23 protein-coding genes and 1 pseudogene are annotated in these 18,368 nt (G+C 48.4%); 21 read left to right on the top strand and 3 right to left on the bottom strand.

Annotated features, from left to right (window positions below; genetic code table 11):
* The 3 genes and pseudogenes from PPL9_RS33945 to PPL9_RS29215 form a co-directional block, all read right to left on the bottom strand.
* Window positions 1-217: pseudogene (locus PPL9_RS33945) on the bottom strand (hypothetical protein); the annotation flags it as partial.
* Window positions 217-942, bottom strand: coding sequence for a flagellar basal-body rod protein FlgF (gene flgF, locus PPL9_RS29210; protein ID WP_057466006.1), 726 nt, complete (start codon window positions 940-942; stop codon window positions 217-219). The gene flgF and the pseudogene PPL9_RS33945, both read right to left, overlap by 1 nt.
* Window positions 943-944: 2 nt before the next feature.
* Window positions 945-1,718 (bottom strand): DUF1217 domain-containing protein, encoded by a 774-nt coding sequence (locus tag PPL9_RS29215; protein WP_057466007.1) that lies wholly within the window; start codon window positions 1,716-1,718, stop codon window positions 945-947.
* Window positions 1,719-1,887: 169 nt separating this feature from the next.
* Between PPL9_RS29215 and motA the strand changes: the two genes are divergently transcribed.
* From motA to fliF, 21 genes are all read left to right on the top strand, one after another.
* A complete protein-coding gene (motA, locus tag PPL9_RS29220; RefSeq protein WP_057466178.1) occupies window positions 1,888-2,775 on the top strand; it encodes a flagellar motor stator protein MotA in 888 nt (295 codons plus the stop codon).
* Window positions 2,775-3,740: a FliM/FliN family flagellar motor switch protein gene (locus tag PPL9_RS29225; protein ID WP_057466008.1), complete on the top strand. Its 966-nt coding sequence runs from the start codon at window positions 2,775-2,777 to the stop codon at window positions 3,738-3,740. The genes motA and PPL9_RS29225 overlap by 1 nt, the downstream gene beginning before the upstream one ends.
* Window positions 3,721-4,371 (top strand): hypothetical protein, encoded by a 651-nt coding sequence (locus tag PPL9_RS29230; RefSeq protein ID WP_057466009.1) that lies wholly within the window; start codon window positions 3,721-3,723, stop codon window positions 4,369-4,371. Before PPL9_RS29225 ends, PPL9_RS29230 begins: the two co-directional genes overlap by 20 nt.
* Before the next feature lie 134 nt (window positions 4,372-4,505).
* Window positions 4,506-4,784, top strand: a complete 279-nt coding sequence (fliN, locus tag PPL9_RS29235; RefSeq protein ID WP_244272523.1) for a flagellar motor switch protein FliN — start codon at window positions 4,506-4,508, stop codon at window positions 4,782-4,784.
* 51 nt (window positions 4,785-4,835) lie between these two features.
* Window positions 4,836-5,870, top strand: coding sequence for a flagellar motor switch protein FliG (locus tag PPL9_RS29240; RefSeq protein ID WP_057466011.1), 1,035 nt, complete (start codon window positions 4,836-4,838; stop codon window positions 5,868-5,870).
* Window positions 5,871-5,925: 55 nt separating this feature from the next.
* On the top strand, window positions 5,926-6,987 hold the full coding sequence (gene flhB, locus PPL9_RS29245; RefSeq protein ID WP_057466012.1) for a flagellar biosynthesis protein FlhB: 1,062 nt from the start codon (window positions 5,926-5,928) through the stop codon (window positions 6,985-6,987).
* Between the two features lie 39 nt (window positions 6,988-7,026).
* Window positions 7,027-7,476: a hypothetical protein gene (locus PPL9_RS29250; RefSeq protein ID WP_208981848.1), complete on the top strand. Its 450-nt coding sequence runs from the start codon at window positions 7,027-7,029 to the stop codon at window positions 7,474-7,476.
* 74 nt (window positions 7,477-7,550) lie between these two features.
* The gene (locus PPL9_RS31740) at window positions 7,551-8,021 is read left to right on the top strand and encodes a flagellar basal body protein (protein ID WP_244273501.1); all 471 of its coding nucleotides are present in this window, start codon (window positions 7,551-7,553) and stop codon (window positions 8,019-8,021) included.
* A 7-nt stretch (window positions 8,022-8,028) separates the two neighbouring features.
* Complete coding sequence (gene flgC, locus PPL9_RS29260; RefSeq protein WP_193757797.1) at window positions 8,029-8,445, top strand: flagellar basal body rod protein FlgC; 417 nt, start codon at window positions 8,029-8,031, stop codon at window positions 8,443-8,445.
* Window positions 8,445-8,801 carry a flagellar hook-basal body complex protein FliE gene (locus PPL9_RS29265; RefSeq protein WP_057466014.1) on the top strand — a complete coding sequence of 119 codons (357 nt, stop codon included), beginning with the start codon at window positions 8,445-8,447 and terminating at the stop codon, window positions 8,799-8,801. Before flgC ends, PPL9_RS29265 begins: the two co-directional genes overlap by 1 nt.
* Before the next feature lie 23 nt (window positions 8,802-8,824).
* Entirely contained in the window at window positions 8,825-9,613 is a 789-nt protein-coding gene (gene flgG / locus PPL9_RS29270; RefSeq protein ID WP_057466015.1) for a flagellar basal-body rod protein FlgG, read from the top strand.
* Window positions 9,614-9,623: 10 nt separating this feature from the next.
* Window positions 9,624-10,106 carry a flagellar basal body P-ring formation chaperone FlgA gene (flgA, locus tag PPL9_RS29275; RefSeq protein WP_208985672.1) on the top strand — a complete coding sequence of 161 codons (483 nt, stop codon included), beginning with the start codon at window positions 9,624-9,626 and terminating at the stop codon, window positions 10,104-10,106.
* Window positions 10,107-10,110: 4 nt separating this feature from the next.
* On the top strand, window positions 10,111-11,235 hold the full coding sequence (flgI, locus tag PPL9_RS29280; protein WP_057466016.1) for a flagellar basal body P-ring protein FlgI: 1,125 nt from the start codon (window positions 10,111-10,113) through the stop codon (window positions 11,233-11,235).
* 150 nt (window positions 11,236-11,385) lie between these two features.
* Window positions 11,386-11,865 (top strand): MgtE protein, encoded by a 480-nt coding sequence (locus tag PPL9_RS29285; RefSeq protein WP_208980743.1) that lies wholly within the window; start codon window positions 11,386-11,388, stop codon window positions 11,863-11,865.
* A complete protein-coding gene (flgH, locus tag PPL9_RS29290; RefSeq protein ID WP_057466018.1) occupies window positions 11,862-12,572 on the top strand; it encodes a flagellar basal body L-ring protein FlgH in 711 nt (236 codons plus the stop codon). The genes PPL9_RS29285 and flgH overlap by 4 nt, the downstream gene beginning before the upstream one ends.
* Window positions 12,573-12,583: 11 nt before the next feature.
* Window positions 12,584-13,093 (top strand): flagellar basal body-associated FliL family protein, encoded by a 510-nt coding sequence (locus PPL9_RS29295; RefSeq protein ID WP_057466019.1) that lies wholly within the window; start codon window positions 12,584-12,586, stop codon window positions 13,091-13,093.
* A complete protein-coding gene (fliP, locus tag PPL9_RS29300; RefSeq protein WP_057466020.1) occupies window positions 13,093-13,848 on the top strand; it encodes a flagellar type III secretion system pore protein FliP in 756 nt (251 codons plus the stop codon). Before PPL9_RS29295 ends, fliP begins: the two co-directional genes overlap by 1 nt.
* Before the next feature lie 189 nt (window positions 13,849-14,037).
* On the top strand, window positions 14,038-15,054 hold the full coding sequence (locus PPL9_RS29305) for a flagellin (RefSeq protein WP_057466021.1): 1,017 nt from the start codon (window positions 14,038-14,040) through the stop codon (window positions 15,052-15,054).
* Between the two features lie 262 nt (window positions 15,055-15,316).
* Window positions 15,317-16,366 (top strand): flagellin, encoded by a 1,050-nt coding sequence (locus PPL9_RS29310; protein ID WP_057466022.1) that lies wholly within the window; start codon window positions 15,317-15,319, stop codon window positions 16,364-16,366.
* A 196-nt stretch (window positions 16,367-16,562) separates the two neighbouring features.
* Window positions 16,563-16,898 carry a hypothetical protein gene (locus PPL9_RS29315; protein WP_057466023.1) on the top strand — a complete coding sequence of 112 codons (336 nt, stop codon included), beginning with the start codon at window positions 16,563-16,565 and terminating at the stop codon, window positions 16,896-16,898.
* Window positions 16,899-17,033: 135 nt separating this feature from the next.
* Window positions 17,034-18,368, top strand: a 1,335-nt coding sequence (fliF, locus tag PPL9_RS29320; protein WP_208989717.1) for a flagellar basal-body MS-ring/collar protein FliF, incomplete at its 3' end; no start/stop codon positions are given.

The raw sequence follows: 18,368 nt of genomic DNA on the forward strand, positions 1-18,368 counted from the left end.
AACTGCCTGCAACGCGAGAGCGAACAGAAGCCTCATCACCAGTGATCTCTCGATAGAGGGTATTTACACCGGGGATGTGCTGCAATGGATTGATGATATCAACCAACTCACCCAAACTAAATGGTTTGGGTGATGAGGACTTAGTATTATTGGAGGTGCTTCCGGCGCGAGTATCTTCCGAAGTGCCAGAAATTGCTTGAACCGGATTAACAGCCATCAGCCCTCTCCAAGTTTTCGTATTGTCTGCTGTCGAATACTTTCCACACTCTGCATCATAGAGTTTGTGCTTTCAAAAGCACGTGTGATGGTAATGAGTTTGGTAATCTCCGAGATTGGATTAATGTTCGAGCCTTCGACGAAGCCCTGGGCGAATCCATTCTCTGTAAAATCCTGAACTGGTTCTGCTAGCGCGTCAGGTATGACAGCAGAATTCCCTGCGCGGCTCAGCTTGGCATCCTGAGGGATGGAGAAAAGGCCGAGTACGCCAACCTGACGGCCTTCCTGATAGATGGAGCCATCCTTAGAGATTTCTGGAGCTCCGCCGAGTGGGTCCAGGATAATTGGTGCATTTCCGCTATCAAGAATTGGATTGCCTTCGATGCTCCTGAGGATGCCGTCAACGCCAATCTGAAAACGGCCATCTCGAGTATAAGCAACACCATTGCCGGTTTGAATACCCAGCCAGCCATTGCCGTCAATCGCGACATCAAGAGAATTACCTGTTTGTTTGATCGCGCCAGCCTGCGTCGAGATATAGTTCTCTCCAGTAGACGCAAAGGAAACTGGGTCTTTGCCAGGGCTCTTAACGAGACTATCGAATTTGACTTCTGTAGACCGATAGCCAGCAGTTTCCATGTTAGCTACATTTCGCGCAACTGTCTCAAGTCGGCGCTCAAGGGCCATCTGCCCGGAAAGGGAGACATAAAGAGAAGGAACAACCATTACTAGCCTCCAAATTTAATCGAATTAACTTGTTCAAGTGTTCCTGGATTTATTCCGAAACTTGGTGGTGAAAATAACTGGATAGTGGGAGATGTATTCAAACCATTAATTGCATCGTAGAGATGGATGAACTTCTCCATGAATTTTGCAAGTTTGTCTGGTTCTTTTAAGTCTTCAACTTTCAGTTTCTCGTCTAAATAAGCAGCTTGTCTGTCGACATCGGTTCCGACCATTGAATCAGGAATGCCTACAACCGTTTTAACAACTTCATATAAAGCGCGATCTGCGAGTATGTCGTATGCGCTATTTATCTCTGGAGCTTTTCTTTCAAAGTATAGAGCTAAGCGGACACCATTGTTGTCGACGCCCTCGTCAGACTCCAAAGTTTGCTGGATATATTTCTCAGTAATTTCTTTTTGGGTTTTTTCGAATGAAGTCGCGGCTCCGCCGTAGCCTGCAAAATCAAAAGTTTCTGCAAAATCTTTGAATCTCGTATCAACTAATTGATTCGAAAATGAATTCGGGTTGGAAATCCCTTCTTTTAGGACTTTTTTCATCATGCCTTTAGCATAAATCATGTCTTCTAGACCCATCGCTTTCATGGCGTAGTTGTAGATCCGATCATCTTTCAAGAAGTCTTCGATCGACTTAATATTGCGGATATTTTCTTCGTAATACTCGGTTTCGCGCTTGACCATCGGATTGTTGGCTGTGCGCTCCAAAGTTTGATCCATGCTCCGAGTTAACATGGTATACCGTAATACTGTATCGATCATAATAAACCTATCTACACTCAAATGCTTCGAGAGAATGCTCTTTAGGGCTTGTCTGAAGCTGTACGGGTGTTTGTTAAGATTTCAGCGTCTTTACGCCAGCTTCGGACAAGTAAGTCTCGCTACCACAAAATAAGAAAAGTGCTTGTCCGGTAAGTGTGTGGAGCGCAAATTGAATATTCTAGTTGGCCTCGTGATCGTTATTGGATCCATAATTGGTGGTTATGTTGCAATGGGTGGCTATATGAAGGTGCTATGGCAACCTTTTGAGCTGCTGATTGTTGGGGGAGCTGCCTTCGGTACCTTCGTGGTGGCGAATACGTTTAAGACGATTAAGGATACCGGGCGCGGTATTCATGAAGCTTTGGTGAATGCAAAGCCAAAAAAGCGTGACCATCTGGATACGCTAAGTGTGCTCTACGGTCTTATGAGAACCCTTCGTGCAAAGGGGCGTAATGATGTTGAGCAGATCATTGATAATCCTGATGATTCTGAGTTGTTTCAGCGTTTCCCGCGGGTTCTCGCGAACATATCTCTGACAAGTTTTATCTGTGATTACTTTCGTCTCATTATCATCGGTAATGTTCGTCCTCATGAAATTGAATCCTTGATGGATGAAGAGTTGCACACCCTTGGTCGTGAAGAGATGAAGCCGTATCAGGCGCTTAGTATTGTTGCTGAGACTTTGCCTGCTCTCGGTATTGTGGCTGCTGTGCTTGGTATCGTGAAAGCGATGGGGGCTATTGATCAGGAGCCGGAAATTCTTGGTAGTCTGATTGGTGCTGCGCTCGTTGGTACATTCCTTGGTATCTTTTTATCCTACGGAATTGTTAGCCCGGTCGCAGTGAAGATTAAATCTATCCGTGAGCAGCGTTATCGTCTCTATATTGAGGTGAAGCAGACATTGCTTGCGTTCATGAATGGTGCAGCGCCTCAGATTGCGTTGGAGCACGGTCGTAAAACCATCGGTGCAGACGATCGTCCTACAATTGATGAAGTTGAGGCGGAAACTATGAATGCTGGTCCGGTGGTGTCTGCTGCAGCTGGGAGTGAAGCCTGATGGAGCCTCAAGAGCTGGAAATGAGTGATGAGGTGATCAGCGCTCAAAATGCAAAGGTGGATTTGCCTTCTCGCTTGTTGGATGCTGCGGGCCTTGGTGTCGATCGTCTCCCAATGCTACATGTGGTCTTTGACCGTATGGCGCGCCAGTACATCGATACACTTCGGCAGATGGCAGCAACTGCACCTTACTTAGCAGTTCAATCGGTTTCTAATGAGCGTATTGGTGATGCTCTTGAGCAATATGAGGATCGCGCAGTTGTTGCGGTTCTTCATGCTCAGGAGTGGGATGCGCGCATTTTGCTCGGGTTTGATCGAACCTTCATCTTTTCCATGGTTGAAGTTCTGCTTGGCGGAGATGGTGAAGAAGAGGCGTTTCTTGAAGATCGCGCTTTGACCAATGTCGAGCAGCGGCTTGCCTATAGAATGTTCCAGGAGGCGGCTACAGCGCTCGAAACGGCGTTTGAGGCGATTGCTGATACCTCGTTGAAGGTTGAGCGTCTCGAAAACCGTATGGAATTTGCGCAAACGGGCAGGAAGAGTAATCCGTGCGTGCTTGCCAAAATGACTGCCGAAATCATCGGCCGTGAAGGTGAGATCTTCATCATTATTCCTCAGTCAGTGCTGAATCCGCTGCGCGAAAACCTGACACAGGTGTTGTCTGGTGAAGTTGCCGGTCGTGATACCCGTTGGACTAAACAGTTCCAGCAGGAAGTTCAGCGTACCGAAGTCAAGCTTACGGCAATTCTTGAAGAGCAGCGCATGACTCTCGAAGAGGTTGCGCAGTTTGAGGTTGGTCTTGTTCTTGAGTTGAATGCTACTCCAAAAACTGCCGTTCAGCTCGAATGTAACAGTCAGCCATTGTTTAACTGTCGCCTGGGTCAGGTTGCAGGGTCTTACACAGTACGCGTTGAAGAGTTGATCGAGCAGGAAGGGGAACTTCTCGATGATATCTTATCTAATTGACGGATTTTTACTTTTTGCTCTTTTGGTTACGACATGGCGCGTTGTGGTCATGTACCGACAGCTAAAGCGGCTCTCCGGCTATCATGAAGAGTATCAAAGGATTTTTGATCAGACCTCGGAGGCAATGGACAATATTGGTTTGTCCTTGCAGGAAATCCGGGTTCGCGGTGAAGAGATCCTGAGTAATCTTGGGCAGCGGATTGATGAAGCTCGGGAGGCTACCGTCGATATCTCTGGTGTGATCCTTCAAGCGCAAACAGAAATGAAAGCGCTTCAGGAGCATATCGAGTGGTTGAGCAAGAAGAGTGATGAAGTCGGCATCAGTATGAATGATGCGCCGCCAAGGCCAGGTGGGGATCGCGGGCGACGTTCCGGTCGTGCTGCAAAGCCTGCTGCAACAAAGGCAAAGCAAAAGCCCGTTACGAGTGCAGCGTCCAATACCGCCGCGTTGTTGCTGGCTGGTGGAATGGGTAAGCCTGCACCGGCAGGCAACCAAGAAAATACTGCTGTATCTGCAATAGATAACCAGAATGTCAGAGTTAGAAAAGTTTCTTTCGGCCAGAGCGCCACATTCAGATCTGTAAATGTAAAGGACGACGAAAGTCCTGAGAAGGAGAATGATCCGCAATGAGCAGCTCAAATGAAATGAGTGATGAAGCCCTCGCGTTGCAATGGGAAGCTGCTGCTTCTGAAGCCGAGATGGATATGGATATGGGTGCGCCTTCTGCTGCAGCCCAGCAAGCTGCTTCCGCGCCTGAAAAGGGTATGAGCGACGAGAACGTTGACCGTAATCTGGATGCAGTTCTAGGTATTCCGGTTGATATGCAGGTTGTTCTTGGATCTGCAACCATGCCTGTGGCCAGTTTGCTTAAGCTTGGTCGTGGTGCGGTTATACCTCTGGATCACCGCGTTGGTGAGCCTGTAGACATCGTCGTAAATGGCCGCACTGTAGCGCGTGGCGAAATCGTAGTTGTTGAAGACGATAACTCGCGGTTTGGTGTGTCGCTGACTGAGATTGTAGGCGCAAAAGGCAGCTACAACTAGCCGCACAAGAGCTGTGCTTGATTTTATATGTGTATCCGAGGCGCGTAGAGAATGAACAGTGTTGTTCCAGCTGAAATGGGAAGCGTCATTTCCAGAAAAAATGGCCATCAGAAGGCAGCAGCTTTGCTGTTGGCTATGGGAAGTGACAAGGCAACCCGCGTTCTGAAGCATTTCGATAATGACGAAATGCGGATGATCATTCGGGCAGCTGCAGATCTGGGCACAGTTCCTGCCAGTGAACTCGATGAGCTAATTGAAGAGTTCATCGAGCTCTTCTCAGGTGGTGTAAACCTGTTCGGTACAGCCGAAGGGGCCGAGAGTCTTCTGAAAGGTATTCTTCCAGAAGATCAGGTCGCCGAAATTATGTCGGACGTGATGGGCTACTCCAAGCGTTCGATCTGGGACAAGGTTTCACAAATCTCGGAGCATGTTCTTTCTACATATTTACAGAAAGAACATCCGCAAACTGCAGCAGTGATCTTGTCAAAGATCTCCGCAAGTGGTGCTGCGCGTGTGATTTCCCAGATCCCACGTAGAAAACGTAATCAGATTGTCCGTCGTATGTTGACGCTCAAGCCTATCGTCGAGGACGTGATGGAGGAAGTGCAGAAGACACTGCACGAAGACTTCATGGTGAACTTTGCAAGAACAGTGGGTACAGATTCCCACGTTCGTATGGCAGATATTCTCAACAAAATGGAACGTGATGATCTTGAAGATACGCTGGGGAATCTGCGCGAAGCTCTGCCAAAATCTGCAGAACAGCTCGATGCCTTGCTCTTCACCTTCGATGATATCCAGAACCTGGATCTGCGCACCAGAACGGCAATCTTTGATGATGTTACCAGTGAAGTTATCACTGCAGCTCTTAAAGGAACGAATCCGGAGTTCCGTCAGGCAATCCTTGCAAGTATGGCGTCGCGTGCCCGTAGGATCGTTGAGAATGATCTGGCTTCTGGAGAGCCTATGACACAGCGTGAAGTGATGGATGCGCGTCGGGCGATTACTGATCTTGCCCTTGAAAAGGCAAATTCGGGTGAGATCGACCTTGAGATCGGACGAGGCGGGGAAGAAGTCTACGTCTAGAGCTGAGGCATGACTTTATTAGTCTGTCAAACCATCTTGAGAAGCGGCAGGTTTCATGTCTGAAGACCAGGATCCCGACAGTAAAACCCAGGAACCCACGGAGAAGAAGGTTCGTGATGCCTTGGAGAAAGGGAATATCCCAGTCTCCAAGGAAGCGTCTGTGCTTGCTTCAATGCTAGCGCTTCTTCTTGTGCTTTCCTTCATCGCTGTCGATAAGGCGCAGGGCCTGGTGTATTTTCTGAAGTGGTTTTTGGATAATCCGGGTGAAATACAGTTTGTCAGTGCTGCGGAGCCTTTGCAGTTGATGTCTGCTGTGGCTTTCCAGCTTGTCTGGTTTCTTGGCCCTATCGTTTCTGTCTTGATTTTCTTTGGTTTGGCTTCCTCTTTTATGCAAAATACGCCACGTTTGGTGTTGGACCGAATTGAACCGAAGCTCAGCAAGATTTCCTTGAAAAAGGGACTGGGTAGGCTTTTTAGCGTCAATGGCGCTATGGAGTTTGTGAAGTCTCTCTTCAAACTGGTAACTGTGATCGTCGTTGCTGCGCTTGTATTGAAATCGCAGCAAGCGGTCGCGTTGACAGCGATGTACAGCGACCCAAGTCAGGTGCCTCAGCTTATTTTGTCTGTTGCAATGACTTTGCTTTCCGGTATCTGCGTCGCAACCATCTTCCTTGTTGGTTTTGATTTGGTTCTGGCGCGTTTCCAGTGGCGCAAGAACTTGCGCATGTCTCACCAGGAGCTGAAGGACGAATATAAGCAAGCAGAGGGCGATCCGCTTATCAAGGCGCGCTTACGCTCTCTCGCTCGTGACAGGGCTCGCAAGCGCATGATGTCATCTGTTCAGGATGCGACTGTTGTTGTTGCGAACCCCACCCACTTTGCCATTGCGCTGTATTATGAGCGTGAGGGTGAACAAGCGCCGCGTGTTGTTGCAAAAGGGCAGGACCTGATTGCACTGAAAATCAAAGAACTGGCATATATTCATGATGTTCCAGTTGTAGAAGATCGACAACTCGCGCGTTCACTTTATGCCGCCGTAGAGATAGATCAGAGTATTCCAGAAGAATATTATCGAGCGGTAGCAGAAGTTATTTCATATGTTTATTTAAAGCGCTAAAGACTTTGTCGAAACGCGTTTCTGCCTTAAGAGGGTATTTTGTCTACAAAGACCGCATTGAAGAAAAACGACCTGCCTGCAAAATCTGAAGATGTTTTGCGCGAGGCATTGATTGCAAACGCTATGAAGCCCATCGCAGCCGAGTTACGGTTATGCGATCTGTCTTCTTTAGCTCGCCATATTCTCTCTAACGAAGCTGCCAATCTCACAGATTTGCTGGAATCTTCGTCGGAACTTTATTTTAAGCCCGACACACTCACCTATGCTGGAACGTCGTCAATCGATTTGAACTGGAATGGCGATGTTACAGTTTGCTTGCATATGAAGTTCGTAAATGACGGTGTGAGTGTCATGTTTCATTTGTTTTTGCTTGCATTAAACTCGGCAGTTGATGTCAAGTTCATCGCATTTGAGCAGCCTTCTGAAGACCCGCAGGAAAATACAAAGAGGTTGGAAACTGCGCTCGCGGACGCATCTGTTAATTCTTAAACAATATATTAATTATTTATTTACCTAAAATATTAAGATAAAAAGATATGCTTGACTAACCAAGTATATCTTTTTTGCTTTTTTCGGAAATATTGATTCCGCCAGCTACGGACAAGATTGCGCTGCTATCCACTTTTAGCAGTTTTTGTAGCGGAGTGGATTTTTTGGAGCCCGTATATCTTTTTAGTTTGGTTTCGCGGCAAAATTCTTGGTTGTCAGTGCGGCAATCAACAATTTCCGAAAATATTGCGAACGTTGATACTCCTGGTTTTGCAAGTAAGGATGTCGAGCCTTTTAAGGACATTCTGGATAAAACCAGCATTCAGATGGCTGCTACCCAGTCAGGTCATATCAGCGAAGATGGAACGAATGCCCGTCGTGTGCGGGTGAATGACGGTGAGGCGTGGCAAGTTACCGTCTCAGATAATTCCGTTTCCCTAGGGCAAGAGTTGATTAAGTCAGGTGAGGTTGCTCGTCAGCACTCACTCAATACTCAGCTTGTTGGGTCCTTCTATGGCTTGATGAAGAGCAGCTTAGGAAGATAAAATTATGATTGATCCACTTGTCGCTTCATTAAAGATTTCCTCCTCGGGTCTGAGGGTTCAGTCACAGCGTATGCGCGTTGTCTCTGAGAACCTGGCCAACGTTCAGTCGACAGGCGACACTCCTGGGGCAAATCCTTATCAGCGTAAAACGATTACCTTCAAAAGTGAGGTTGATCGCGCGCTTGGTGCCAATCTCGTTGAGGTTAAGGATATCGGTACGGATAAAGGTGATTACCGTATTGAATTTGATCCGTCGCATCCAGCGGCAGATGAGAATGGCAACGTAAAATATCCAAACGTAAACACTCTGATTGAGTTGGCGGACATGCGAGAAGCTTCGCGTTCTTATGAAGCTGGTCTGCAGATGATGGTCAAATCCAGAGAAATGATTACCCGTACAATCGATTTGTTGAGGAGTAGGTGATGGCGGATCTTTCGGCGTTGAGTTCAGTATCGCGTGTTTCAACGTTTACCAGTGGGGTAAACGATGTTTCGTCTACTGCTCGTACTCGTCAGTACTTGGTAGGCGGAGCGCAGAATGCGCAGGCGACCCAAGAGGTTCAGGGCAGCTTTGCTGATACTATGGCTGATGTGGTTCGTGAAACTGCAGGCGATTTGAAAACGGCTGAAGCAACATCTGTTGCGGCAGTACGTGGTGAGGTTTCGGCTCAAAAAGTGGTCGAAGCTGTGATGAAGGCAGAACTTTCCTTGAAGAGCGCAGTAGCTGTGCGTGACAAGGTTGTTGAGGCCTATCAAGAATTCTCTCGTATGAGTATTTAATTGTTTGAAAAAAGGTTTTTCCTATGAAGGCTCTTGCTATCGCTGCGACGGGTATGTCTGCTCAGCAGAAAAATCTCGAAGTTATTTCCAATAACATCGCGAACATGAATACGACTGCCTTTAAGGCATCTCGCGCTGAGTTCTCCGATTTGCTTTATCAAACTGATCGTGCAGCTGGCGTGTCCAATCGTGGTGGTGCTGCACCTGTTCCTGAGGGAATTCAGCAAGGTCTTGGTGTGAAAACCGCAGCGGTTCGTAAGTTGCATTCTCAAGGTGCGCTGCAGCAAACCAATAACGCATTTGATCTGGCGATCGATGGACAAGGTTGGTTTGAAATTATCGGCCCTGAAGGTGAAGCGCTCTTTACCCGGTCCGGTGCATTCAACGTAAACGGCGAGGGGGCTCTTGTAACCCTTGATGGTTACGAGGTTCAGCCTGGTATCACTGTTCCGCTCGAGGCTGTTAAAGTTACTGTCAATGAAAGTGGCGAAGTCTTTGCTACCTATGCCGACGGAAACCCGGCCACAAGCATCGGTCAGTTGAACCTGACCAATTTTGTGAATGACGCTGGCCTGAAGGCGATCGGTGGCAATCTTTTCCGCGAAACTATTGCATCTGGCGCGCCTAATACTGGTATTGCCGGTGAAGGTTCGCTTGGAGTTATTCGTCAAGGGTATCTTGAAGGTGCCAACGTCGATCCCGTTAAAGAGATCACAAGCTTGATCAGCGCGCAGCGTGGGTACGAGATGAATTCCAAAGTGATTCAGGCAGCAGATGATATGGCTGGAACTGTGTCCAAGGGCATTCGCTAAGGACGCGGTGATGAGTGCTTCCAAGCGCCTGCATAGTCTGGCATTGCTAGTGTGCTGCGTGCCGTTGTTCTTAACAGCGGCATCAGCAGCTGGCCGACGCGAAGTTGTAAAGCTTCCTGTGCCGGCCATGATGATTTATCCGGGTGATAAGATCGAAGAAGGTATGCTTCGTGAGCACGGATTCTTCAAGAAGTCGGTTGCGCAGCTTTCGATTGTAGGTCGAATGCAAGATGTAGTTGGGCTGGAAGCGCGCCGTACCCTTTTTCCAGGAAAACCAATTCCAAAAAACGCGGTTCAAGATCCTGTTGTAGTGCAACGCGGTTCTTCTGTTCTGTTGGTTTTTAAAGAAGACGGCTTGGAAATCCGCGCCATTGTTGAGGCGCAGGAATCTGGGGCAATTGGTGCAAATATCAGGGCTAAGAACCCTGATACAGGTTTAAGTGTTTTAGGCAAAGTGCAAGAAAACGGATCTTTGCTGGCTGAAGGGGAATAACACCGTGCGTTCTGTAAGCCGTTCTCTGGGGGCAATTTATCTTGCTTTTCTTGCTTTGTTTTTATCGTTTGACAGTGCGTCTGCACTCGTCCGTATCAAGGATATAGCTGATCTGCGCGGCATGCGTTCTAATCAGCTTGTCGGCTATGGTATTGTGATTGGTCTGAATGGATCTGGCGATACCATGAGGAATTCTCCGTTCACTGAGCAGTCTTTGCAATCCATGCTTGAGCGCATGGGAGTGAACGTTCGAGAGTCTAACTTAAGATCAAGAAATGTAGCGGCGGTTGTTGTGACTGCCGAGTTGCCTCCCTTTATTGGGAATGGTGCCCGTATTGATGTTTCTGTCGGATCACTTGGCGATGCAGCATCGTTACAGGGGGGAACGCTTCTTGTGACGCCGTTGATGGGGGCTGATGGCAACGTCTATGCGGTTGCTCAGGGTTCTGTTTCTGTATCTGGCTTTGCGGCTGTAGGTGATGCTGGTAGTTTGACACAAGGTGTTCCAACTGCCGGAAGTGTTTCAAATGGCGCGCTAATTGAGAAAACGCTACCTGATTATTTCTCTTCGCTACCACAGCTGGTGTTGGAACTTAAAAATCCAGACTTTAAGACCGCTGTACGAGTGACGGATGCAATCAATGCATTTTCACTGAACCGCTATGGTTTGAAGCTTGCCAGTGAGCTTGATTATAGATCCGTTCAGGTTCAACGCCCTGCAGGTATCAGCTCAGTTCGTTTCATTTCGCAGATCGAAGGCCTGATGGTTCAGCCGGATACGCCAGCAAGAGTGGTTGTGGATGAGCGTACTGGAACTGTCGTTATCGGTCAGAATGTGCGGATTTCAACGGTTGCTGTGACGCACGGCAATCTGACAGTTCGTGTTTCTGAGCGGCCTGAAGTCTCTCAGCCGTCACCGTTCGCACAGCAAGGCGAAACGACTGTTGTGCCGCGCACGGATATTGATGTGGTTCAGGAAGATGGTCAGTTGCAGTTGATTGGTGGAACTGATTTGCAAACTCTGGTCAGAGGATTGAACCGTATTGGTCTGAAGCCAAGTGGAATCATTGCAATCCTTCAGGCGATTAAGCAGGCAGGGGCTCTCCAGGCAACTCTCGTGGTCAAATAAGACTGCACGGCAATTGGATAAGCCACGGGCAAGCTTGTGGCTTCACTGTACCGCTAAACCTATTGGAACTGAGTTGTAATGCCTCTCTTAAAGCTCTCTAAGAAGAAATTTTTTCCCCTTAAGTGTGCAGCGGTATCTCTCGGTTTGTGCATGTCGCTTGTAAGCGCAAGTGCTCAGACGAACGAAGCCGAGACAGAAGAACTGAGTGCCGCAATTGAGCAGGCCAAGAACTACTGCGAAGCGATTGCTGATCAGGCAAAAGATGCTCGGATTGCTTGGCAAATGCGTGCTCTGTTTGATGTTGAGCATCAGATGAAAGCCAAGATTACGGAGCTCGACGCTAAGATTGCTGAGTTGCGCATGTGGGTGAAACGTCGTGATGAAATCCTGCAGAGAGCGGAAGGGCATGTCGTTAATATCTATGCCAACATGCGTCCGGATGCAGCGGCGCTGCAGTTAACGTCTCTGGATGATGAAACAGCAGTTTCAATTCTTCTCCAGATGAAGGCGCGGAAAGCCAGTTCAGTGCTTGCTGAGTTGGCCTCAGAGCGCGCAGCGTATCTTACTGATCTGATGGCAGAACTTACAGCTCGAAAGGCCGCCAAGCAAAGTATGGGAGTTTCACAGTGAAGCGCACTTTGGTATGCATTCTCGCCGCAATTACGCTCACTGGCTGTAATGCTATGAAAAACGTTGGCAAGGAGCCGCATCTGACCCCACTGGGGCAGGGGCTTCAGCCAAATGTTGCAAACTTGCCGGCAACCCCAGCGAAAAGTGGCGGCCGTTCAAATCGCGCTTATCACGGGCTTTGGGCCGACGGAGAGCAGGATTTCTTCCGCGATCCGCGTGCAAAGCAAATTGGCGATGTTCTTACCGTTGCGATCAAAATCAACGATAAGGCCAAGCTGGACAACTCCAGCGAGAGAAAACGCGACTCATCCCGATCTACCGGTTTGAAAGGTGCATTTTCCTGGGCGGGTGTTGATTCTGGAGAAGCAGACGCAAGCATTTCTGGGACTGGTGCGACCAGCAGTAAAGGTGAGGGCGCAATTGACCGCAGTGAAGAGATCAAGCTTTCCATTGCAGCAGTCGTGACCAAAGTGCTTGCCAACGGCAACCTGATCATTTCCGGGCAACAGGAAGTTCGTGTGAACTATGAGGTTCGTGTTCTTTCGGTTGCTGGCATCGTGCGTCCTGAAGACATCACAGGCCGGAACACTATTGAGTATGACAAGATCGCTGAAGCGCGTGTTTCCTACGGTGGCCGTGGCCGCGTGACGGAAGTGCAGCAGCCAAGCGTTGGTCAGCAAATCATTGATATCATTAGCCCACTCTAAAGGAGGCTTCTATGGCTCTTAAACCACAGTTGCCAAAGCCACAGTTGCCAGCCTCCGAGAATTCTTGGGTCGGTGTAGCCGTCGCGGCCATTGTCGTGACGGCCGTTGCAAGTGCTGGTGGAATGGGGATCGGCTCTACGCTGGTCGATCAGGTGCACGGCAAATATTTGGAAGAGCAAAAAGCCAACAGTGGTGCTCTGATCAATCCAGAATATACAGAAAGCAGTCAGATTGTCTCATTGAAGCCAATCGTGACCAACCTGTTGTCTTCCTCTAAGAACTGGATTCGTATTGAAGCCTCAGTTGTTTTGATGCAGCGCGGTATAGAAGAGCAGGATCACTCCTTGCTGGTCAAGCAGGTTGAGCAGGATCTGTTGCTCTACGCCCGGACCTTAGGGCCACGCCAGCTCGAAGGCACCCGTGGTTTGCTGCGTTTGCGTGATGATCTCAATGAACGCGCCAAGATGCGTGGTGGCAAATTTGTCAAGGAACTCGTCCTTGAATCTGTGGTGATTCAGTAATGCGTTATTTTGCGTTTCTTACGAGTTTTTTGAGTTTATTTGCGTTGTTTTGGATCGCTCCGGCCTCTGCTCAGGATATCAACCTGAGTGACTTGCTTCCGGCAGGGCAGGCATCTGCGAGTGGTCGGATTATCCAATACGTCATGATCCTGACGGTGCTCTCGTTAGCGCCAGGGATCTTGATCATGGTAACAAGCTTCACGCGCTTCGTTGTTGCTCTGTCATTCTTGCGTTCCGGTATCGGCCTTCAAACAACACCAGCCAACATTATCCTCATTTCCCTCGCATTGTTCATGACCTTCTATGTCATGGCACCAACATTCGATACGGCGTGGAAAAATGGTCTTCAGCCGTTGATCAAAGAGCAAATCACAGAAGAAGTCGCCTACGAGGAAATGACAAAGCCGTTCCGACGGTTCATGTTGGATAACGTCCGCGAAAAAGATCTTGTCCTCTTCGATGATCTCGCAGTGAGCGCGTTCAACTATGAAAAAGACGCGCCCATCGAAGAACTGGACCTCCGCGTCCTCATTCCAGCCTTCATGATCTCAGAACTGCGACGTGGCTTCGAAATCGGGTTCCTCATCGCACTCCCCTTTGTCGTCATCGACATGATCATTGCAACAATCACGATGTCCATGGGTATGATGATGCTTCCTCCTACGGTCATCTCACTCCCTTTCAAGGTGTTGTTCTTCGTCTTGATTGATGGGTGGTATCTATTAACGGGTGGCTTGATAAGGTCATTTACCTAAGCTTAAGCATAAAAGCCTCGCTTCGAGGCTTTTTTCTTGCCTGAGTTAATGAGTCAGCTTGACGTAAGCTTTATGAGTCATTGTTAAATTCTGTTACAGGCTTTGACCTTCAAAGTGCATGATGCAATTCTGTAACTCCGGGAATTTAATCCGGAATGTCCCAATTCTTCTTATTAAGGGACAAACAAAATGTCTTCTCTTTTGACTAACTCCGCAGCCATGGTGGCTCTGTCTAACCTTCGCAGCATTAACAATGACATGGCGATGACACAGAACCGCATTTCTACCGGTATGCGTGTGAATGACGCTTCCGATAACGCTGCGTACTGGTCTATCGCAACAACCATGCGTTCTGACAATGCTGCTCTTGGTGCTGTTAAGGATGCGATTGGTCTGGGTAAAGCAACAGTAGATATCGCATTTACTGCAGCTGATTCTTCTCAGAAAATCATGAAAGAAATGGTTGCGAAGCTGACTTCTGCAACCTCTCAGAACAAAGATGGTCGTGCGAAGATCCAGCAGGATCTGAGCGCACTTCAGGATCAGTTGCGTACCAACGCAAGCTCCGCAGTTTTCAACGGTGACAACTGGCTTCAGAAGGATACTGGTGCGGACGATCTGACACCTGAGATCACAGGTTCCTTCACGCGTGATGCTAATGGTAACGCGAAACTGGAAACCATTACTGTTGACCTCACTAACGTTGTTATGATTGATACTGCAACTGGTGGTGCTGGTGGCATCTTGAGTGCTGATGGACTTGGTGTAACTGGTGATGCTGCTGATGCTGGCACAATCTTTGGTTATGCCGAAGCTATTCTCGGCAGTGCGATTGCTGATGCATCAAACCTTACTGATGGTGCTGCTACCGTAAATATCCTTGACTTCGATATCTCCAAATTGGAAAACAACGATGTAGACAATGCTTTGTTGCAGGGTCTTATCCAGTTTGTGGACTCAAAGTCTAAGGCAATGACTGACGCAGCGACTACTCTTGGTTCTGCTAAGATGCGTATCGACATGCAGCTTGAGTTCGTGAACACGCTCACAGATTCTGTTGATCGTGGTATCGGTCAGCTGGTGGATGCAGACATGAATGCTGAATCTACTCGCCTGAAAGCACTTCAGACTCAGCAGCAGCTTGGTATTCAGGCTCTGTCTATTGCAAACTCTGGTTCCCAGAACATCCTCAGCCTGTTCCGTTAAGTCGGAAAGCTCTGAGAACCTTAGAAGCTTTAAGGCCCCGGTTAGTTACCGGGGCCTTTTGCTTGTTGAGTAACATGCTTGCATATAACTTTTGTGCTTAATTAACTAAAATGATTACTAGAAGGTCAGTTTAGCGCAAGGTCCCGGAGTCAAAGTTAATTTCTGTTACAGGCTTTGACTGATCAAAGTGCATGATGCAACTCTGTAACTCCGGGATTTAAATCCGGAATGTCCCAACATCTTTATCCTAGGGGCAATTATTATGTCTTCTCTTCTGACTAACTCCGCAGCCATGGTGGCTCTGTCTAACCTGCGTGGCATCAACAACGATATGGCGATGACACAGAACCGCATTTCTACCGGTATGCGTGTGAATGACGCTTCCGATAACGCTGCGTACTGGTCAATTGCAACAACCATGCGTTCTGACAATGCTGCTCTTGGTGCTGTTAAGGATGCGATTGGTCTGGGTAAAGCAACAGTAGATATCGCGTTTACTGCAGCTGACTCTTCTCAGAAAATCATGAAAGAAATGGTTGCAAAGCTTACTTCTGCAACCTCACAGAACAAAGATGGTCGAGCAAAGATCCAGCAGGATCTGCAGGCACTTCAGGATCAGTTGAAAACAAACGCTAGCTCCGCTGTGTTTAATGGTGACAACTGGCTTCAGAAAGAAGTTGGTGCTGACGATTTGACACCAGAGATCACTGGTTCTTTCACTCGTGATGCCAATGGTAATGCGAAACTGGAAACCATTACTGTTGATCTGGCTGAAGTTGTGATGATTGATACGTCAGCGGTTGATGCTGATGGTGATTTCACTGGTGCTGGTGGTATCTTGAGTGCTGATGGTTTGGGTGCGGCTGCAACTGAACGCGCCAGTGCTGGCGACCTGACCGTTTATGGTTATGCTGGTGATATTCTGGGTGCGGATGCGGATGTAACCAACCTTTTGGCAGGTTCTGGTAAGGCAACCGTTACGATTCTTGATTTCGATATTTCAGAGTTGGAGAACAACGATAACGACAACGCAATCCTGCAGGGTCTTATCCAGTTCGTTGATGCAAAATCAAAGGATATGACCGACGCTGCGACAACTCTTGGTTCTGCTAAAATGCGTATCGACATGCAGCTTGAGTTCGTGAACACACTCACTGATTCTGTTGATCGTGGTATCGGACAGCTCGTTGACGCGGATATGAATGCTGAATCTACTCGTTTGAAAGCTCTTCAGACCCAGCAGCAGCTTGGTATTCAGGCTTTGTCTATCGCTAACTCTGGTTCCCAGAACATCCTCAGCCTGTTCCGTTAAGTCGGAAAACTCTGAGAACCTTAGAAGCTTTAAGGCCCCGGTTAATCGCCGGGGCTTTTGCTTGTAATTATGATAAAAATTTAGATAAAATTGTTACAAGTCAGGTTAAGGCAAGTTCGATAAAATATACCAGTATTTGAAATAAGCTTTCTTAAGCTTTGTCTCGTGTTGGTTGTTTTGAGTTGTGCGGTGCTTGATGTTAAGTAATCAGTTGAATATCTCCAGGCTGGGAGATCAGGAAGCAGGTCAGGTCGACCTTTCTGTGCTCACATCTGAGCAGAAGCTCGAAGGCTTGACGTTTGCATTGCGGGGCAATGAGCGTTTCTGGAGTTCTGTTGTTGCGCTGGCGCGGGATGTGCTTTTTGAGCAAGAAGGGCAGCTTCGTCAAATCGAGTGCGGTGCGAATACGATTGTAGCAATCAATGCAACGGCTGATCGGGTGAGCAAGCGCTTAAAAGAGCAGGGCTGTGGTTTGACTGTAAATGGTCTGCCGAGTATTCAGCGCATCACCCACGCAGACGCATATACCTGATACTCTTGGTTTTCTTCGAAATAACTTGTATTGCCTCGGAGAAACCGTGGATTTTCGCCCAATGTAAATCCTGATCACGTTCGCGCAAGGTTGAAAAGCGAAGGTAGCGCCATTGATACACCTGCAGAGGTCGCAATGGCAGCTCGTGAAAACGCCGAAAAAATCTATGGTAATCTGGCCGAGTTAGGTGCAAAGCGCCTGATGGTGCTCGCTTTTATTGGGTTATTTACGTTTGTTGCGATTGGCGCAGCAGCATATCTCTTGTCCCGTCCGGAGCAGGAAATTCTCTACGCTAATCTGGAGCGGGACGATGTCACTCAAATCGGCATGGCGTTGCAGGCCAGCGGTGTTCCGTTTGATGTGAACGCAGATGGTACGTCGATTTCAGTCGGCGTCGGCGCAACGGCTCGTGCTCGTATGCTGCTGGCGGAAAAGGGTCTGCCGCGCGGATCGGGTGCAGGTTACGAGCTCTTTGATGAGATGGGTTCTCTGGGGCTGACGTCCTTCATGCAGAGCGTGACCAAAGTCCGTGCGCTTGAAGGTGAAGTTGCTCGCTCAATCCAAAGTATGCAAGGCGTTAAAGCTGCTCGTGTGCATTTGGTTCTTCCGGAAAAAGCAACGTTCAGACGCGAGAACCAAAAGCCAACAGCATCCGTTCTTATTCGCACCGAGGGTGTTCAGACAAACTCGGTTGCGCAATCTATTCGTTATCTTGTTGCAGCTGCCGTTCCGGGTCTTACTGCAGAGGCAGTGACGGTTCTTGATACTGAGGGTCAGCTTCTTGCCGCGGGTGAAGATGCGCAGAGCGCGTCCACTGGTCGTAAGGCAATGTTGGAAGCTGACTTGGCGTCGCGCAAGGAAAATGCGATCCGCCAGGCGCTGGCACCTTATCTCGGTGTAAATAACTTTGAAGTCAGTGTTTCTGCCTCTGTGAATACAGACAATCAAAGGGTTTCCGAAACCTCCTATGATCCCGAGACGCGTGTTGAGCGATCTTTCCGCGTGGTGCGCGAAAATGCGAGCGCTCAAAATGCTAGTCTGGAAAATCCAACCACTGTTGAGCAGAACCTGCCTGAAGAGGCGGTGTCATCGCAATCCGGTGAGCGCTCTTCAGAAGAAAATGAACGCCGTGAAGAACTGACGAACTACGAAATTTCCTCTCGTACCGTTGAAACCATCTTTGATGATTATCGCATTGATCGCATGAGTATTGCTGTGCTGGTTAATCGTGATCGTCTTGTTGAAGAATTAGCGCGTCGTGTCGAAGGGCAAAAAGGCGATGCTGTTGTTGATGGTGCTGAAGCGGATTTGACCGAAAAGGTCGAAGAGATCGAAGAAATTATCGCAACAGCAGCCGGTGTTGATGTCGCACGCGGCGATAAGGTGTCAGTATCTGCCGTGAACTTTATGCTGGCTGGTGAGCAGCTCGCTGCAATTCCAGAGCGGACCTGGCAGGATGTGTTGATGCGC

The sequence above is a fragment of the Pseudovibrio sp. POLY-S9 genome, from assembly GCF_001431305.1.
In the GTDB taxonomy this organism is placed as follows: Bacteria; Pseudomonadota; Alphaproteobacteria; order Rhizobiales; family Stappiaceae; genus Pseudovibrio.

Bases quoted from the DNA above. Each gene is read 5' to 3' on its own strand.
- fliP (WP_057466020.1), top strand. From the start codon at position 13,093: ATGCGTTATTTTGCGTTTCTTACGAGTTTTTTGAGTTTATTTGCGTTG.
- flgG (WP_057466015.1), top strand. From the start codon at position 8,825: ATGAAGGCTCTTGCTATCGCTGCGACGGGTATGTCTGCTCAGCAGAAA.
- fliN (WP_244272523.1), top strand. From the start codon at position 4,506: ATGAGCGACGAGAACGTTGACCGTAATCTGGATGCAGTTCTAGGTATT.
- PPL9_RS29310 (WP_057466022.1), top strand. From the start codon at position 15,317: ATGTCTTCTCTTCTGACTAACTCCGCAGCCATGGTGGCTCTGTCTAAC.
- PPL9_RS29285 (WP_208980743.1), top strand. From the start codon at position 11,386: ATGTCGCTTGTAAGCGCAAGTGCTCAGACGAACGAAGCCGAGACAGAA.
- PPL9_RS29305 (WP_057466021.1), top strand. From the start codon at position 14,038: ATGTCTTCTCTTTTGACTAACTCCGCAGCCATGGTGGCTCTGTCTAAC.
- PPL9_RS29295 (WP_057466019.1), top strand. From the start codon at position 12,584: ATGGCTCTTAAACCACAGTTGCCAAAGCCACAGTTGCCAGCCTCCGAG.
- PPL9_RS29230 (WP_057466009.1), top strand. From the start codon at position 3,721: ATGATATCTTATCTAATTGACGGATTTTTACTTTTTGCTCTTTTGGTT.
- flgF (WP_057466006.1), bottom strand. From the start codon at position 942: ATGGTTGTTCCTTCTCTTTATGTCTCCCTTTCCGGGCAGATGGCCCTT.
- flhB (WP_057466012.1), top strand. From the start codon at position 5,926: ATGTCTGAAGACCAGGATCCCGACAGTAAAACCCAGGAACCCACGGAG.
- flgA (WP_208985672.1), top strand. From the start codon at position 9,624: ATGAGTGCTTCCAAGCGCCTGCATAGTCTGGCATTGCTAGTGTGCTGC.
- PPL9_RS29225 (WP_057466008.1), top strand. From the start codon at position 2,775: ATGGAGCCTCAAGAGCTGGAAATGAGTGATGAGGTGATCAGCGCTCAA.
- PPL9_RS29265 (WP_057466014.1), top strand. From the start codon at position 8,445: ATGGCGGATCTTTCGGCGTTGAGTTCAGTATCGCGTGTTTCAACGTTT.
- PPL9_RS29215 (WP_057466007.1), bottom strand. From the start codon at position 1,718: ATGATCGATACAGTATTACGGTATACCATGTTAACTCGGAGCATGGAT.
- PPL9_RS29240 (WP_057466011.1), top strand. From the start codon at position 4,836: ATGAACAGTGTTGTTCCAGCTGAAATGGGAAGCGTCATTTCCAGAAAA.
- PPL9_RS29315 (WP_057466023.1), top strand. From the start codon at position 16,563: ATGTTAAGTAATCAGTTGAATATCTCCAGGCTGGGAGATCAGGAAGCA.